Here is a 16,651-nt window from a genome sequence, read left to right on the forward strand (position 1 = left end):
GCCGCTCGCGGGACTCCCCGGATCAGGGGAGCTTGACCGCGAGGAGGTCGACGGGCCGGATGTCGGGCGCCTCGCTGAGCATGGTCGCGGCGGCGTCCATCAGCGCGGCGGCGATCGTGCCCCGCAGATGCGCCTGACGCCCCTGCTCGTCGTCGAAGGTGTCGAAGACGCCGAAAGTGGTGTCGCTCTGCCGGAACGCGAACCACGTGACGGTGTGGTCCTCCTCCTGTGCGAGCCGCAGCGCGTCACGCAGCAGAGCCTCGACCTTGTCGGCGTACTCGGGCTTGGCCTCGATCCGAGCGAGCAGTCCGAGCTTCGTCATGGTGCACTCCAGTGGTGTGGTCTTCACGGTGGGCGTGGTGCCGGAACCGGGCACCGATCTCGTCCGGACACCGGAGAATCTAGGCCGCCCCGGTCCTCCCACCCAGCGTCGGAAACGACGCGTCAGATAGCGTTTCCGTCATGGACGTGGCTGTGCTCGCCTACGACGGCGTATTCGACTCCGGGCTCTCCGCGCTGCTCGACGTGCTCGACGCGGCGAACGCCATGCGCGGTGAGCTGCCGGAGCCCCCGCCCGCCTGGACGATCACCACGATCGGCTTCCGCCGCCGGGTCCGTACGGGGGCGGGGCACGTGGTGGAGACGGCCCCCGTCGCCGCGGCCACGGACGCGGATCTGCTGCTGGTGCCCGCACTGGCCGAACGGCGGCCCGACGCCCTGATCGCCCATGTCTCGGGCCCGGACGCGCTGCCCGTGAGGCGCCTGATCGCGGCGGCACGCGAACGCGGCACGCCCCTCGCCTCCGCCTGTACGGGCACCTTTCTGCTGGCCGAGTCGGGAGTCCTCGACGGTCTGCCCGCCACGACGAGTTGGTGGCTCGCACCGTACTTCCGCAAGCGCTACCCGGCCGTGCCGCTCGACGAGAGCCGCATGGTCACCAGCTCCCACGGGGTGACCACCGCGGGGGCCGCCTTCGGGCATGTCGACCTCGCCCTGGCGATCGTGCGGATGAAGAGCCCGGCCCTGGCCGAGCTGGTCGCCCGCTATCTGGTCGTCGACGAGCGCCCGTCCCAGGCGGCCTACACCATCTCCGCGGCACTCGCGCAGAGCGACCCGACGCTCGAGGCCTTCGAGCGCTGGGCCCGTGTCCACCTGGACCAGTCGATCTCGATCGCGGACGCGGCGCGGGCCGTCGGCGTCAGCGAACGCACGCTCCAGCGGGCCGTGCGCCGCACCCTGGGCACCTCGCCCGTCCGCTTCGTCCAGGACCTGCGCGTCGAACGCGCCTCACATCTCCTGCGGACCACGGGACTGCCCCTCGAGGTCATCGCGCGCAAGGTCGGCTACGAGCACGCCAACACGCTCCGGATCCTGCTGCGCGAACGCACGGGAACGACGGCGGGCTCACTGCGCGGACGATGACCTCGCTCCGGCCGGCCGACGCGGCCGGTCCGGGCCGCCGGCTCAGGTCTCCTGCCCCCCGAAGGCGTCCAGGATGCGTTCGGCGGCCCGTGTGGCCGTCAACTCGCCGTCTTTGACCTGCTGTTCCAGGGTGGGTGCGAGGGCGCGGACCGACGGGTCGGCGTGCAGACGGCCGAGGAGTTCGTCGCGGACCATGGTCCAGGTCCAGTCGACCTGCTGGTCGCGGCGCCGGGCGGCGAGGCGTCCGGTGGAGTCCAGCAGTGTGCGGTGCTGCTCCAGCCGCTCCCAGACGGTGTCCAGACCCGCCGACTCGCGTGCGCTGCAACTGAGCACGGGCGGCGTCCAGAAGGCGTCCCTGCCGTGCATCAGCCGCAGCGCGCCCGCCAGTTCACGTGCGGCGGCGCGCGCGTCGCGCTCGTGCGGTCCGTCCGCCTTGTTGACGGCGATCACGTCGGCCAGTTCCAGGACGCCCTTCTTGATGCCCTGCAACTGGTCCCCGGTGCGGGCCAGAGTGAGCAGCAGGAAGGAGTCGACCATGTTCGCGACGGCCGTCTCGGACTGGCCGACGCCGACCGTCTCCACCAGGACCACGTCGTGGCCGGCGGCCTCCATCACCACGATCGACTCGCGGGTCGCCTTGGCGACCCCGCCGAGCGTGCCGGCGGTGGGGGAGGGGCGCACAAAGGCCGCCGGGTCGACGGCCAGCCGCTCCATCCGGGTCTTGTCGCCGAGGATCGAGCCGCCGGTCCGGGTGGAGGACGGGTCGACGGCGAGCACGGCCACCCGGTGCCCGAGGCCGGTCAGCATGGTGCCGAAGGCGTCGATGAACGTCGACTTGCCCACCCCCGGCACCCCGCTGACACCGATCCGCCGGGCCTTCCCGCTGTGCGGCAGCAGCTCGGTCAGCAACTCCTGGGCCAGCGCGCGGTGCTGGGGACGCGTCGACTCGACGAGGGTGATCGCGCGCGCGATCACCGCCCGTTTGCCGTCGAGGACTCCCTTGACGTACGTGTCGAGGTCGATGGCCATGGACTCATGGCCTCACAGGTCGCCGTGTCCGAGATCGGCCGCCAGCCGCGTCACCAGGTCGTGAGCCGCGTCCGGGATCACCGTGCCGGGACCGAACACCGCCGCCGCGCCCATCTCCCTCAGCGTGGGCACGTCCTGCGGCGGGATCACCCCGCCGACGACGATCATGATGTCGTCGCGGCCCTCCTCGGCGAGCGCCTCGCGCAGCGCCGGTACGAGGGTCAGGTGCCCGGCGGCCAGGGACGACACCCCGACGATGTGCACATCCGCCTCGACCGCCTGCCGGGCCACCTCGGCCGGGGTCTGGAACAGCGGGCCGACGTCCACGTCGAAGCCGAGGTCGGCGAAGCCGGTCGCGATCACCTTCTGCCCGCGGTCATGGCCGTCCTGGCCCATCTTGGCGACCAGGATGCGCGGCCGGCGGCCCTCGGCCTCCGCGAAGGCGTCCACGAGGGTCCGGGTGCGGTCCACGTTCGGCGACTCGCCTGCTTCGTTGCGGTACACGCCGGAGATCGTACGGATCTGGGCCGCGTGCCGCCCGTACACCTTCTCCAGCGCGTACGAGATCTCTCCGACGGTCGCCTTCGCACGGGCCGCGTTCACGGCGAGCTCCAGCAGGTTCCCCTCGCCGCCGGCCGCCCGGGTGAGCGCGTCCAGCGCGCCCTGGCAGGCGGTCTCGTCCCGTTCCTCGCGCAGCCGCCGGAGCTTCTCGATCTGCTGGGCGCGCACCGAGGAGTTGTCGACCTTGAGCACCTCGATCTGCTCGTCGGAGTTCACCAGGTACTTGTTCACGCCGATCACCGGCTGCCGCCCGGAGTCGATACGGGCCTGTGTACGGGCCGCGGCCTCCTCCACGCGCAGCTTCGGGATACCGGCGTCGATGGCCTGCGCCATGCCGCCCGCCTGCTCGACCTCCTGGATGTGCTGCCAGGCGCGGCGGGCGAGATCGTAGGTCAGCCGCTCCACATACGCGCTGCCGCCCCACGGGTCGATCACGCGTGTGGTGCCGGACTCCTGCTGGATCAGCAGCTGGGTGTTGCGGGCGATACGGGCCGAGAAGTCCGTCGGCAGCGCGAGTGCCTCGTCGAGGGCGTTGGTGTGCAGCGACTGGGTGTGGCCCTGGGTGGCCGCCATCGCCTCCACACAGGTGCGGGTGACGTTGTTGAACACGTCCTGCGCGGTCAGCGACCAGCCCGACGTCTGCGAATGGGTGCGCAGGGACAGCGACTTGGTGTTCTTCGGGTCGAACTGCTTGACCAGCTTGGCCCACAGCAGCCGGGCCGCGCGCAGCTTGGCGACTTCCATGAAGAAGTTCATGCCGATCGCCCAGAAGAAGGAGAGCCGGGGCGCGAAGGCGTCCACGTCCAGGCCCGCGTCCCGGCCGGCCCGGATGTACTCCACACCGTCCGCGAGGGTGTACGCCAGCTCCAGGTCGGCCGTCGCACCCGCCTCCTGGATGTGGTAGCCGGAGATGGAGATGGAGTTGTAGCGGGGCATCCGCTGCGAGGTGAAGGCGAAGATGTCGGAGATGATCCGCATCGACGGCTTCGGCGGGTAGATGTAGGTGTTGCGGACCATGAACTCCTTGAGGATGTCGTTCTGGATGGTCCCGGCCAACTTCTCGGGCGGCACGCCCTGTTCCTCCGCCGCCACGATGTACAGCGCGAGCACCGGCAGCACGGCGCCGTTCATCGTCATCGAGACCGTCATCCGGTCCAGCGGGATGCCGTCGAACAGCTGCCGCATGTCGTAGATCGAGTCGATCGCCACGCCCGCCATGCCGACGTCACCGGTCACCCGCGGGTGGTCGCTGTCGTAGCCGCGGTGCGTGGGCAGGTCGAAGGCGACCGACAGGCCCTTCTGACCGGCCGCCAGATTGCGGCGGTAGAAGGCGTTGGACTCCTCCGCCGTGGAGAATCCCGCGTACTGCCGGATCGTCCAGGGCTGGTTGACGTACATCGTCGGGTACGGGCCCCGAAGGTACGGGGCGATGCCCGGGAAGGTGTCCAGGAAGTCCAGGCCCTCCAGGTCCTGCCCGGTGTACAGCGGCTTGACCGTGATGCCCTCAGGTGTCTCCCACACCAGGTCGTCACCGCCGGCGGCCTTCTTGACGGCGCTGCGCCACTCGTCGGGGCCCGCGTCGACGGCCGGGGTGCCCAGCTCGATCGCCGAGAAGTCGGGGATGGACATCAGGACACTCCCATGCGGTCGAGCGTGGCGGAGAGCACGGACACGGCGTCACAGCCGGCGAAGACATAGGTGTCGACGCCCTCGTACGGTCCCGGGCGGCCCGCGAGGAACACATGCTCGGCTCCCGCCGCCCGCAGCTCGGCCGCGACGGCCTCGGCCTGTTCCTCGTACAGCGCGTCGCTGGAGCACAGACACGCCTGCCGTGCGCCGCTCTCCTCGAAGGTGCCCTCGGTGACCGGCTCGATGCCGCCGGCCTGGAAGAGGTTGGCGGCGAAGGTGAGCCGCGCGGTGTGCGCGGCGGCCGGGCCGAGCGCGGCCAGATGGATGCGGGGCCGGGCGCCCGTCTTCGCGAGATGGGCGTCGGAACGGGCGCGCAGCGCCTCGAACGCCTCGTCACGCCGTACCCGGGGCAGACCCCCGGACGGTGGCACCGGCGCGGGGGTGCGCACCACCGGCTTCTCGGCGAGATGCGGGAACTCGCTGACCCCGGTGACCGGTTCCTTGCGCTTCGCGAGCTTCGCGCTGCGCGCCGACCAGGTCCGGGCCAGCCGCTCGCCCAGCGTCCCGGAACGAAGGGCCGCCGCCTGCCCGCCCGCACGCTCGATCTCCTGGAAGAACTCCCAGGCGGCGTGAGCGAGTTCGTCCGTCAGCCGCTCCACGTAATGAGAGCCGCCCGCCGGGTCGATCACCCGCGACAGATGGGACTCCTCGATGAGGATCGTGGAGGTGTTACGGGCGATACGGCGCGCGAACGCGTCCGGCACACCCAGTGCTTCGTCGAAGGGCAGCACGGTGACGGCGTCCGCGCCGCCCACCCCGGCGGCCAGCGTGGCGACCGTGGCGCGCAGCATGTTCACCCAGGGATCCCGGCGCGTCATCATCACCGGCGAGGTCACCGCGTGCTGGATCTGCGCGCCCGCTCGCGACGCCCCGCAGACCTCGGCCACGCGCGCCCAAAGGCGGCGCGCCGCACGCAGCTTGGCGATGGTCAGGAACTGGTCGGCCGTCGCGGCGTAGCGGAACTCCAGCTGCGCGCAGGCCTGTTCGACGCTCAGCCCGGCGCCGGTCAGCGCACGCAGATACGCGACACCTGTCGCCAGGGAGGAGCCGAGTTCCTGCGCCGCGGAGCCGCCGGCCTCGTGGTACGGCAACGCGTCCACGGCGAACGCCCGTACGCTCGGGTGGCGATCGGCGCACTCGCGGGCCAGCTCGGCCAGAGGAGCGATGTCGTACGAGTCTCCGGTGCGCGCCTCGTGGCCCAGTGGGTCGGCGCCCAGGTTGCCGCGCGCCGCGTCGGCGGCGACGCCGCGCTCCTCGTACAGGCGCAGCAGCCGCCGAGCGGCCTGCTCGGTCTCGGCACCGGCGTCCAGGACGACCGGGGCCAGATCGAGGAAGACCCCTTCGAGGGCGCTGTCGAGCTCCGCGACCGCGATGCCGGCGCTCTCGCCGACGACCAGCCACAGGGAGGTGGCACCGTTCTCGAGATCGGCGAGGACCGCGCTCGTGTCCGCGACCGCGTGCCGCTGGCGTACGTCCCAGCCGCCGGCCGTGTTGCCCTCGGCACGCGCGCCGCGCACGAACGGCGGGAAGCCGGGCAGGCCGGGGTCGGGCGCGGAGTCGCGCACGGTGTACAGGGGCTGGATGCTCAGCCCGTCCTCCAGCGTGGTGGACAGGGCGTGCTCCGCCTCGGTACCCGCGACCTCCGTGCCCGACTTGCGCAGGACACCCGCCACCAGGTGCTGCCACTGCTCGCGCGTCGCGTCAGGGAACTCGGCGGCCAGGGAGAGCCCGTCGTCAGGCAAGACCGTCATGCTCGGATGTTAGGTCAGGCAGGCAGACGAGCAGCAGAGGGCACGGTTGTGACCTTGTTCTCGTTGGGCGTGCGAGGGGGCTCTCGTCCGGCGCCCGATGGGGTTCTTGTCCGATGTGTACGGGTGTTTCCCGCCGTACGTGTGACGTGGTTCTCGTGCGAGGACGGACGCCGCAAACGACTCTCCCGCGCCCATGTGGTGCGGGCGGGGCGCGGGCGTCCACCACCCGCACCCCACCCCGGCTAGCGGAGATCGACCACCGTTCGCAGTTTGCCGCTGGTCGCGGTGCGTTCGAACGTCTCCCTCCGCACGGTCTCCACCGCGAACGCGAGCAGGCCCTCCGACTCGGCCGAGGCCAGCTCCGCCACCTCGGCGGCGAGGGCGTCCCGCGCGGCGGCCGGGTCGCACGCGTAGTCCTCGTCGAGGCGGACCGTCAGCAACTCGCGGCCGGAGCCGGGGGCGACCAGCAACTGCATCTCGCCGTGGTAGCCCAGCCGCTCCTGCGCCGCCCCCAGGATGCGCCGGTAGTTGAAGAAGTACGTGCCGACCCGCACGACGTCGCCGTAGCGCCCGAGCAGTTCCAGACGCGGAACATGGCTGCCGCAGGGACACGCGCCCCCGATCGCGCGTCCGAGGTCCCCGATCTCGTAGCGGTCCAGCCGCTGCCCGGCACGCGCCCGCGAGGTGAACACCAGCCGCCCCGGCTCGCCCGGCGGCACCGGCCGGTCCGTGTGCGGGTCGAGGATCTCCAGCGTGTGCAGATCGGTCAGCACATGGTGGACCGATCCACCGGATTGCGCGCACTGATAGCCCAGCGGCCCCAGATCGGTACTGCCGTACGCGGCCGAACGGATCACCTCGACGCCGAACTCCTCGGTCAGCACCCGTCGTTGCTCCGCGGTGAAGTGCTCGCCGCCGTAGAACACCGTGCGGATGCCGCCGTAGGCACGGAGCCGGTCCGCCTCGGCGTGGAACAGCTGCCACAGATAGGAGGGCATGCCGAAGAGGGTGTCCGCTCGATGGGCGACCAGCGCCTCGGCGACCACGGCGTGATCGGGTCCCGCGGCCATCGGGATCTGGGTGGCGTTCAGCCGTTCGAGGATGGAGAAGAAGCTGATGAAGCTTCCGTACATCCCGCCGCAGTAGAAGAGGTTGGCCGCCCGGTCGCGGGCCGGGTCGAACCCCGCCGCGAGCAGCCCGTCCGCCGCGGCGCGCATCTGGTTGTCGTAGTCCTCGCAGGTGAACACCGACAGCGCGGGCGCGCCCGTGGAGCCGCCGCTGCGGAAGTACAGCTGCGCGTGCTCCGGGGCCAGGGACGTCAGCGCGCGCTGCGCGTCCTCCTTGCCCAGCAGCGGCCCGTCGGGCGCCGGGGGCAGCACCGGCGCCGCCACCAGGTCGTCCAGGCAGGCCACCGTGCGGAACGCCGCGTCGGACGCGCGGACGCTCACGCGCCGGCTGTACCGCTGCAACGCGTAGACCCCGTCGTGCGGTTCGCCCTCGTAGCCCTCCAGCATGGAGCCGACCGGAGTGACCCGGGTGACGCCCGCCGCGAACGCCGCCCGTGACAGCTCGGCCACGTCCGCCCGGCCGCCGCCGATCGCCATGGTCTGCAGATAGCGGCGCATCGGCCGCAGCGTCGCGGTGACCGCGTGCCGCGGCAGCGGCTTCACCCGGACGCTGCGGTGCAGCGGGGAGGCGTCGAGCGCCGGACGGGTGTCGGCCAGTACCCGCCAGGAGCCGTCGGCGGCGGCGATCACCCGGGTCAGACCGAGATGCCGTTCCAGCCGGGCGAGCTGTTCCACAGTCGTGATCTCGGCCTGCTCGGCCGTGCTCGGCCGCGGCGCCGGCCGCGTGCCGGAGACCTTGGCGAGGTGCTCGGCGAACCTCTCGGCGAATGCCCAGATCTCCTCGGCGTCCTCGGTGTCCAGGTAGACCACCTGCGGACTGGAGCACGCCTGCTGGTCGAAGCGGCAGACGTCCTCGGCGAGCGCGTCGAGGGTGCCGGCGTCGGCCGCCGCCTTGCGGGTCAGATACGCGAAGGAGATCCGGTGGCCCCACTCGACGATCCGGCAGCCGGGCGGCGCCAGGTCGCTCACCGCCCCAATGGCGTCCTCGCCGCCCCACACGGCGATCGCGTCCGCCTGCCCGCACAGCGTCCGCAGCCACTCCCGGCGCGAGGACGGGAAACGCAGGGCCACGACGCGTTCGGCGATCAGCCCGGTCGTGTCGGCGGCGCCGAGCGCGGCGAGCAGATCGAGGGCGAGCGCAGTGTCCGCGCTGCTGGTCTTGAGCACGTTGAGGTTCCCGGCCAGCAGCCCCTCGACGACGCTCAGCGGCGCCACGATGGCGGCGTTCCCGGGCGCGATGTGCACCAGCAGGCCGACGGGAGCCCAGGACTCGTACACCGTCTCGCGGGCGTCCGGCCGCGTCAGCCGCTCCGGCCGGAGGCCGCCCAGCTCCCGGCGGAGCTTGCGTTCCAGGGCGTTCCGGGTCAGCGCCGAGGCGAGCTCGGCGAGGGTGGCGCCGGCCTCGCCGGCGGGCAGGTGCGCCGCGAGCCGGGTGTGCAGCGCGGAGGCGGGATCGGCCAGTTCGGAACTCACCGCGGCGCAGGCGCCGAGCACCACATCGGTGGGCAGCGCTCGGGCCAGGACCCGGCCGGTCAGCTCGGGCAGCGCGGCGAGCCGGCGGGCGGCCTCGGCGTCGTCCACGAACTCGCCCTGCCAGAGGTGGAGTGCGGAAGCGGTCACGACATTCCCTTCAGGAGTTCGGCTGCCGCGACCGCGCAACTGCGATTGCGGCTCACCCCGGCACGGCCGTGCACGGTGAACCAGTCGGTGGACAACGGACAGCCGCACTCCTCACCGGGGTGCAGCGACGCCAGGTCGCCCATCACGACGCTGTGCGCCGGCACGGCGGTGATGTACGGGCTGACCAGGTGCAGAAAGCCGCGCTCCCCGTACGGCAGCGGGCGCAGCGTCGCCGGGTCGCGTACGGCGGCACGCGACCACACGGGCACATGCAGCCGGTGCCGGGCGCACTCGATGTACGGGACGCAGTGCTCGACGGACCCGAACGTGTCGCGGACCCGGTCGTCCGGCACACCGAGCCGCTCGGAGATCTCGGCGTAGAACTCCTCCTTGCCGATCTGCCGGTCGGCGTTGCCCTTCCAGCCGCCGCCCAGCACCACCAGCGACCCCTCGGGCAGCCGCAGCGGGGGCAGTCCCATGGCGCTCATCCGCTCCAGGGTGAAGTGCAGGAAGGCGGGGAAGCCCAGGATGCGCACCGGCACGTCGTCCTCGGCGTACCGCTGGAGCGCCGCGATACAGCCGTGCACATCGAACTCGTGGCCGGAGCCGGTGTGCCGCAGTGCGTGTGTGGTGCGCCGGGCCGGGGCGAAGTCGCACAGATAGTTGTCGGTGAACGAGGTGCCCAGTTTCAGCGACGGCGCGGGCTCGTAGCTGTAGAGGAGGTAGTTGACCGGCTGATCGGGGGTGATCCAGCCGTAGTGGTCGAAGATCCGGGCCACCATGCGCTGCGCCGAGCGGATGGTCCACTCGTCGAAGAACATCTGCGACTTCTGGCCGGTGGTGCCCGAGGAGGTCAGATGCAGGAAGACCTCCTCGCGCGGGATCGACAGCACCTCGTGGTGTTTGAAGAACGCGGCCGGCACCAGCGGGGTGCGCACCCCCTCGCCCACGGTCGGCGCCGGGACCTCCGGCGGGTCCTGGAGCAGGGAGCCGAAGAACGGGGAACGCCGCGCGTGCCAGTCGTTGGCCTCGGCCATGGCGGCGGCGAACAGCGCGTCGGCCTCGGGGCCGGCGTCGTACGGCGACGCCAGGTCGCACAACCGCTGCACATGGCCGAGTGCCGCCGGGTCGGGGACCTCGACGGGAGCGAGATGGGGGTTCATCGGGACACCTCGTGAAGGGGCAGATAAGTGGCGGTCCAGGCGCTCAGATAGGCGCTCAGATACGGCTGGAGCAGCGCGCTGACCGCTGTCGTCCTGAAGTCGATCTGACGGCTGGTCCGGGACAGCACGACGTAGTCGTGGAAGTGGTCGTCCATACGGCGCATCGCCGGGTACACCGCGCTCGGCACGAAACCCGAGGCGAGGAAGACCTCCAACGCCTCGGTGTCGGCGAGCGGCAGCAGCGTCTCGGCGTAGTCCGCGCCGGCCCGGGCGACCACGGAGATCAGTGCCTCCAAGGCGCCCGTCACGGCCGCGGGACGTGGATGCACCGCGATCAGGGCGCAACTGCCCGCGACCGGGTCCAGATCGGCGTACGCCTCGAAGCTGCCGTCGGCCGCGACCAGCATCGCGTTCGGTGTGTGCAGGGGGAAGAAGCGGTCGCTCGCGTCGGGGAAGCGGTCCAGGAAGCGACGGCGGACGAAGGCCGAGGCGGCGATCAGCTCGATCGGCTCGGCGCCGGTGACGGCGGGCCGCGCGGGGCGGCCGGCGAGGTGCCCCGTCCCCGCGTAGTCGACCCCGATGCCCGAGGACGCCGCGGTCAGCAGCGCCGCGAGGCGTTCCGGTACGCGCTCCACGGGGGCGCGGCGCTCCAGTACGCCGTCGGCGTAGCGGGCGAACAGGGCCAGGCTCTCGCAGCCGTCGACCTCGACCGCGTTGGGCAGCAGGCCGAGCGGCCGGAAGCCGTTGCGTACGACGACATGCTGGGGGCCCTCGGTGACGACGCGGACGGTGGCGTACACCGAGTCGAGGCGGCCGGTGCCGAACGCCTCGTCGCACACCGCACCGCTCAGCACGGAGGCCAGGCCTCCGCCCCGGTGCCCGGGATGCACGGCGAGGCCGACGAGCTTGCCGATGCGACTGCCCGGGTCGGTCTGAACGACGGCGGAGCCGACCAGGGCGCCCCGCTCGGTGCGGGCGGTGAGCCAGTGCGCGGTGCCGTCCACGATCAGCCGGTGCATGACGGCCGGGTCGCTGCCGAGCGGCACCGGGTAGCCGTGCCCGTACACGTCGAAGTACAACTGCCGCAGTTCCGCGATGTCCTGGACCGCGGCGGGAGCGAGAACGACGCTCATGACGCGTCTCCCGTCAGCGCGGCCCGATGTCCGGCCGTGGCCGACGGCTCGTCCTTCGGGACGTCCACGCGGCCGCCCAGCCACCACAGCGCGAGGGCGACCGGGACGAGACCGGCTCCCTGCACCAGGCACAGGGCCCGCGCGGTCAGCTGGTCGCCGAGCGCGCCGAAGGCGAGCGAGGAGACGGGGAACGTGGCGCCCAGCAGCGCCTGCATCGCCGTGAAGAAGCCCGCTTTGTCGTCGGCGGGCACCAGCCGCTGGAACAGCGCGACGAAGCGGACGCCGATCACTCCCACGCACCAGCCGGCGACGGCCATCGAGCCGGTTGCCACCGCGTGCCCGGTGAGCAGGCCCGGCAGGCCGAGGCAGGCGGCCATGACGGCCAGACAGGTACTGCCCAGGGCGACCGGGCGCCCCGGAAGGCGCCCGCCGGTGAACGACCCGACGAGGGTGCCCGCACCGAGCGCCACCTCCAAGGAGGCGACGGTGGAGCCGGTGGAGTGCAGCACCCCCCGGGTGTACAGCGGCATGACGACGTAGACGGCCGTGGTGAAGACGTTGGCGGCGGCGAAGCAGACCAGCACACGGCGGACGAACGGCAGTCCGGCCAGGATGCGGCGCAGCGTGCGCCGCTCGGGCGCGGCCCCGCTCGCGGCCTCCTGCGGGGCGGTGGCGTGCGGGAACCGGACGGAGCCGATCAGCAGGGCCGCCGTCAGATACGCGCCCGCACACCCGGCGACGACGTCCGCGAGGCCGCCCGCGTCGACCACCACAGGGCCGAGGAGCCCCCCGGCGAGCCCGGCCAGCGACTGGGTGGACAGCTCGAACCCGGTGGCTGCCTCGATGTCCGCGTCCTCGACCAGCTCGGGCACCGCGGTCGTCAGACACGGATCGAAGACCGCCTGGCAGGTCGCCAGTGCCAGTCCGGCCGCGTAGACGGCGGCCACGGGCAGTGTCCCGGCGTACGCCCAGACCGCCGCGGCCGTGGCGAGGGCGCCCGCTGCCCCCGCCGCCACGGCCAGCACCGTGCGGCGGGCGTGCCGCGCGATGACGCGGGCCACCACCGGGGCGAGCACGACCGCCGGCAGGGTGCTCACCATGAGGAACAGACCCGAGTCGAGCCCGCGGTGGTCGCCGCCGGCGAAACCCACCAGCCACCAGACCGCACCGACCTGGAACATCCTGCTCGCCATCTGGGTGAGCAGCTGACCGGCCCAGACCGTGCCGAACGACCGGTTGCGCAGTACGACGGGCAGCCGTCGTGCTCCGGCTACGGGTGTGCTCATGACTGCGGCCGTTCGTCGACCACGCGGATCAGCTTTCCGGAGCGGGCGTTGACCGCCAGCTCCCGGTGCCGGACCCACTCGACGGCGAGCGGGTTGACGTGCCCGGCATCGACCGCGCCCGGGTAGGCCGGACGCTGCTCCAGGACCGCCTTGACGACGCTCTCGCCCAAGGCGGTGTGCCGGTCGCCGGGTTCGCCCGTCGCCAGCCGCAGCACCAGGCCGTCCCGGCCGTGCTGACGGCGCACCACGAGTTGCAGCCCGGTCACCTCGCCGGCGGCGTCGGCAGCCGTGACGATGTCGTGCACGTCCTGCGTGTACAGCGAGACGGGTCCGACCCGCACGCCCTCCTCGGCGCGGCCGAGGATGCGGAAGACACCCGTGTCCCGTGCCACCCACGCGGCCCGGTCACCAGCCGGGTAGCGCAGAATCGGCATCAGCCGGCGGCGCAGGTCGGTGACGACCAGCCGACCGGGCACGCCCTTCTCCTGGATCGGCTGACCCGTCTCGTCGTCGAGTATCTCGACCACCGTGTGAGGGGCGAACGCGCGGTGCACCCGCGGATCGTCGCCGGGCACCGCCTCGCCGAGCAGTCCCGCGTCCACGCTCGCGTACCCCAGGGAACGCGGCTGGGCGTGCGGAAACGCCGCCTTCAGCAGGGGTAGTTGATCGCCGAACAGGCACTCCCCGCCGAAGAGGAGCAACTCCACGTCCGGCAGGGTGCGACCGGCCGAGGTGAGACGCTCGGCGAGCGAGCACAGCGTGGTCGGCGTTCCGGCGACGACCTGCACCCGGAATTCCTCCAGGGTGGCCGCGGTGGATTCCCACGGTGTCGCGCCGCCGATGGGCAGCCGCACATTGGCCACCGGGGAACGGTGCAGTGAGTCGAGAACGAAGCTGAAACTGGCGTACAGATCACCCGCGTAGAACAGGTCGGCCACCCGGTGACCGGGCCGCAGCCCGGCTGTGACGAGGCCTGCGCCGAATGCCGTGGTGAACTCGCGCCATTCCGTACGGGTGTAGCAGGAGAACTTCGGGGATCCTGTCGTGCCGCCGCTGCGGAAGACGACCGCCTCGTCCAGGGGCGCGGTGAGCAGTCTGTTGTCGCGCGGCGAGTTGGCCCGCCAGAATTCCTCCTGGGGCACCACGGGAAGATCCGTGAGATGGGCCACGTGATCGGGAAGATGAGCGTAAAGGTCCCGATAGAAAGGCGAGTTGCGGCGCGCGAAGCGTATCAGCTCCATGAATGGTTGAACTGGCATCAATTCCTGCTCGAAGGCATGCTGGGTGAACCGTCGGCAAAGGGAAGGGCCGACGGCGGTGCGATGGATGGTGTTTGCCATGAAACGGCGCAGCGACGTGTGTCACTGACGATGTGCTGGATCGGCGCACCCGGAAAAGCCGGGGCGCCCACATCCGAAGGATATCTCATCATTCGGAATGCTCTTGCGCCAACTGGCCGCGTGTGTATCGAACTTCGGCCATGCGTGGACGAGCGGTGACGGTATGCGGTTCCCGCTCCTTCAGGAGACGGTCGTCACAAAGGCGCTGGTTTCATAAGCAATTGTTGAGGCTTCTTCAAGATGCCTTTATAGGAATGGCGACGACGCCGGATTTCCGGCCGGCGTCGACTCGTCACTCCTCGGCGGTCCGGGGCCAGGGCTGATGCGTTCTCAGGTTTCAAGATCGAGTAGTTGGAGTGCGTGGTCGGCTCGTGACCGGTAGTGGTCGGTGGCGGCGGTGATGCTCGTCCAGCCAGCCTGGCGGATGAGGCCGATGGCGAGGTTGCGGAGGGTCGCCATCGCTCGGGGTGCGGTGCCGGTGCGGACGCGGGAGGCGTCCTCGGCGAAGGTCACGTCTCTCACGTGGTGGAGGGCCTCGACCTGCCAATGCCCACGGATCAGTTGTGCGAGTTGGGCCGGGGTGGTCTGGGCAGGGGTGAGGCTGGTGATCGCGTAGATCGTCTTGACGGTCGTCTTGCCGGTCTTGCGGTTCGTGCGGCGGCGCTTGATCTCGATGGCCTGGACGGCATGTGGGAAGCGCAGGCCGGGCTGGACGGTACAGACCTTCAGGTGGCGGATCTCATGGCGGCCGTGGGTTTTGTCCCGGGTGCGGTGCTGGAGCGGAATCTCGCGCCAGGGCAGTCGCCGTAACTGTCGGCGGAGCTTCTTCTGGTTCCCTTTCACCACCAGGATGTAGTGGGCGCCCTGGGCGGTGATCTGCTCGGCGTGATCGGTCTGCGTGTGCATCGCGTCGGCGGTGATGACGTGCCCGTGCAGGTCGAGCCGTTCCAGCAGCGGGGCGAAGGCGGGGATCTCGTTGCTCTTCGCGGCGATCTGCCGCTGTGAGATCACCGTCTGGTTTTCGTGCAGGACGGCGGCGAGCAGGTGGATGGCGCTCTTGCCGCCGTCACGGCTGCCGCGCACGGCTTTGCCGTCGACGGCCAGTCCCACCAGCTCGGGCGGATCGGTTTCGACGGGGTCACGGGAGCGCCGGGCAAGCCAGGCGCCCACGGCGTCGTCAAGGGCGTCCCCGTCGATGCGGGACAGAAGGCGGCCCAGGGTGGTGGCGCGAGGAAGACGGTCCAGCCCGACCCGTTTGCGCACCTCAGGTGTGGAGTCGATGGCGAACCGTGCGATGCCGGCCAGCGTGGTGGCTCCGCCGAGGACCGCGAGCAGGCACAGGGCAAGCAGAGAGCCCAGCCTGTAGCGGCGGCCTCTTACGCGCCGCGGATCGGGAAGCCGGTCCAGGACCGTCGACAACGAGGTCAGGTCGGGCAGTTCGGCGGGTGGGCAGGACAAGACGATGTCCTCGCGGTGGCGTTGCAGGACACCGATCAGGGAGCATGGCATGCGAACGCGACCCCTGTTCGTGATCAAAAGCTTCGACAACCTTGATCATCGGGGGTCGCGTTCGTCGTTTCCAGTTGGTGGTCTCGGGTTTAGGGGGTGAGTTGTTTGGCGATCCTCAGGAGTTCGGCTTCGTGGAGGTCCTGATCCGTGGTGCTCACGATGAATGTGTAGGTCCCGTTCGTCCACGTCACGGTGTTATTGGAGTCCGGGGCGAGCCCACCGATCCATCCGTGGATGGACTCCGGAGTGCCTGCGGCACTCACTGTGAGCTTTCCGGCGATTTGCGTGATGCTCAAAGACGCCTTCTCCGAGGCGCGGTGGTAGAAACGGGTCCAGGCGGGACCCGAGCTCCGGGTCCGAATGAAGGGTGTCAGCAGGTCATGCTGGCTGGAATCGCTCCATTGCACGTCAGTGGCCGGCGCATAGCCTGGCGGGAGATATCGCGGGTTGGCCAGCCGCTTCTGGTCGAAGGGGGCAATGGTCCAGCCGTTACCCGGGTCTACCAGCCGTCGTGTCCCCAGTGGTGACTGCAGCTTCGTGGTGATCTGCTCGTCGATCCTGTGGCACTGAGGCCGGAGATCGATATCGCTTTCCTTCAGTACCAAGGTGACGGAATCGCGGGATTCGCTTGCCACCAGTTCGGGCGGGTCCTGCTGGCATGGGGCCCGGCTGTTCAGGGTGGTGATGGTGCGGCCGTCACCGCTCACCAGTACCTCACCCAAGAGACCCTCCCCATGCCTGGGGTCCTTCATGATCGATGCAGTGACGGCAATGGCGAGAGCAGCCCCTACGGCAACGGCCAACATGATGCGTAGGGTCCGCTGGTGCCTTTTCGGGTTCACGGTCGTGCTCCAAGGTGGGCGAGCCAGCTCCCTGGCTTCATTCGATGGGTCGTGTAGCCCTCGGGGCGACACCCCCGCTTCGCGTCACACGGATTCAAAGGCTCGTCCAAGTCGAGATAGAGGAGGGGCGGCTCGCCAAGGTGCACTGCCTCTCACCAGGCCGTACGGGTCGCGGTGAG

General features: G+C 70.9%; 13 protein-coding genes. 2 read left to right on the top strand and 11 right to left on the bottom strand.

Features of this window, described 5'->3' with window-relative positions; translation table 11 throughout:
• Positions 1-22: 22 nt before the first annotated feature.
• Entirely contained in the window at positions 23-349 is a 327-nt protein-coding gene (locus tag ACFY2Z_RS07665; RefSeq protein ID WP_390743258.1) for a putative quinol monooxygenase, read from the bottom strand.
• Positions 350-462: 113 nt separating this feature from the next.
• On the opposite strand from ACFY2Z_RS07665, the gene ACFY2Z_RS07670 reads away from it, so the two are divergent.
• On the top strand, positions 463-1,422 hold the full coding sequence (locus ACFY2Z_RS07670; RefSeq protein ID WP_390743259.1) for a GlxA family transcriptional regulator: 960 nt from the start codon (positions 463-465) through the stop codon (positions 1,420-1,422).
• Positions 1,423-1,464: 42 nt separating this feature from the next.
• On the opposite strand, the gene meaB is transcribed toward ACFY2Z_RS07670, so the two are convergent.
• From meaB to ACFY2Z_RS07710, 8 genes are all read right to left on the bottom strand, one after another.
• Positions 1,465-2,451, bottom strand: a complete 987-nt coding sequence (meaB, locus tag ACFY2Z_RS07675; RefSeq protein WP_390743260.1) for a methylmalonyl Co-A mutase-associated GTPase MeaB — start codon at positions 2,449-2,451, stop codon at positions 1,465-1,467.
• Between the two features lie 12 nt (positions 2,452-2,463).
• Positions 2,464-4,641: a methylmalonyl-CoA mutase gene (gene scpA, locus ACFY2Z_RS07680; protein ID WP_390743261.1), complete on the bottom strand. Its 2,178-nt coding sequence runs from the start codon at positions 4,639-4,641 to the stop codon at positions 2,464-2,466.
• Positions 4,641-6,452 carry a methylmalonyl-CoA mutase family protein gene (locus ACFY2Z_RS07685; RefSeq protein WP_390743262.1) on the bottom strand — a complete coding sequence of 604 codons (1,812 nt, stop codon included), beginning with the start codon at positions 6,450-6,452 and terminating at the stop codon, positions 4,641-4,643. Before ACFY2Z_RS07685 ends, scpA begins: the two co-directional genes overlap by 1 nt.
• Positions 6,453-6,694: 242 nt before the next feature.
• Positions 6,695-9,199, bottom strand: coding sequence for an acyl-CoA reductase (locus ACFY2Z_RS07690; protein ID WP_390743263.1), 2,505 nt, complete (start codon positions 9,197-9,199; stop codon positions 6,695-6,697).
• Entirely contained in the window at positions 9,196-10,362 is a 1,167-nt protein-coding gene (locus ACFY2Z_RS07695; protein WP_390743264.1) for an acyl-protein synthase, read from the bottom strand. The genes ACFY2Z_RS07690 and ACFY2Z_RS07695 overlap by 4 nt, the downstream gene beginning before the upstream one ends.
• The gene (locus ACFY2Z_RS07700; protein WP_390743265.1) at positions 10,359-11,495 is read right to left on the bottom strand and encodes a GNAT family N-acetyltransferase; all 1,137 of its coding nucleotides are present in this window, start codon (positions 11,493-11,495) and stop codon (positions 10,359-10,361) included. Before ACFY2Z_RS07700 ends, ACFY2Z_RS07695 begins: the two co-directional genes overlap by 4 nt.
• Positions 11,492-12,781 (bottom strand): MFS transporter, encoded by a 1,290-nt coding sequence (locus tag ACFY2Z_RS07705; protein ID WP_390743266.1) that lies wholly within the window; start codon positions 12,779-12,781, stop codon positions 11,492-11,494. Before ACFY2Z_RS07705 ends, ACFY2Z_RS07700 begins: the two co-directional genes overlap by 4 nt.
• Positions 12,778-14,040, bottom strand: a complete 1,263-nt coding sequence (locus tag ACFY2Z_RS07710; protein WP_390743267.1) for a phenylacetate--CoA ligase family protein — start codon at positions 14,038-14,040, stop codon at positions 12,778-12,780. The genes ACFY2Z_RS07705 and ACFY2Z_RS07710 overlap by 4 nt, the downstream gene beginning before the upstream one ends.
• Between ACFY2Z_RS07710 and ACFY2Z_RS07715 the strand changes: the two genes are divergently transcribed.
• Positions 13,942-14,280 carry a hypothetical protein gene (locus tag ACFY2Z_RS07715; RefSeq protein WP_390743542.1) on the top strand — a complete coding sequence of 113 codons (339 nt, stop codon included), beginning with the start codon at positions 13,942-13,944 and terminating at the stop codon, positions 14,278-14,280. The genes ACFY2Z_RS07710 and ACFY2Z_RS07715 overlap by 99 nt on opposite strands.
• A 171-nt stretch (positions 14,281-14,451) precedes the next feature.
• Here the strand turns inward: ACFY2Z_RS07715 and ACFY2Z_RS07720 are convergent, their stop codons facing one another.
• A complete protein-coding gene (locus tag ACFY2Z_RS07720) occupies positions 14,452-15,630 on the bottom strand; it encodes an ISAs1 family transposase (RefSeq protein WP_390743268.1) in 1,179 nt (392 codons plus the stop codon).
• Positions 15,631-15,719: 89 nt separating this feature from the next.
• A complete protein-coding gene (locus tag ACFY2Z_RS07725) occupies positions 15,720-16,436 on the bottom strand; it encodes a hypothetical protein (RefSeq protein WP_390743269.1) in 717 nt (238 codons plus the stop codon).
• Positions 16,437-16,651 lie beyond the last annotated feature (215 nt).

It is taken from the genome of Streptomyces sp. NPDC001222 (assembly GCF_042896945.1).
Classification (GTDB): domain Bacteria; phylum Actinomycetota; class Actinomycetes; order Streptomycetales; family Streptomycetaceae; genus Streptomyces; species Streptomyces gibsoniae.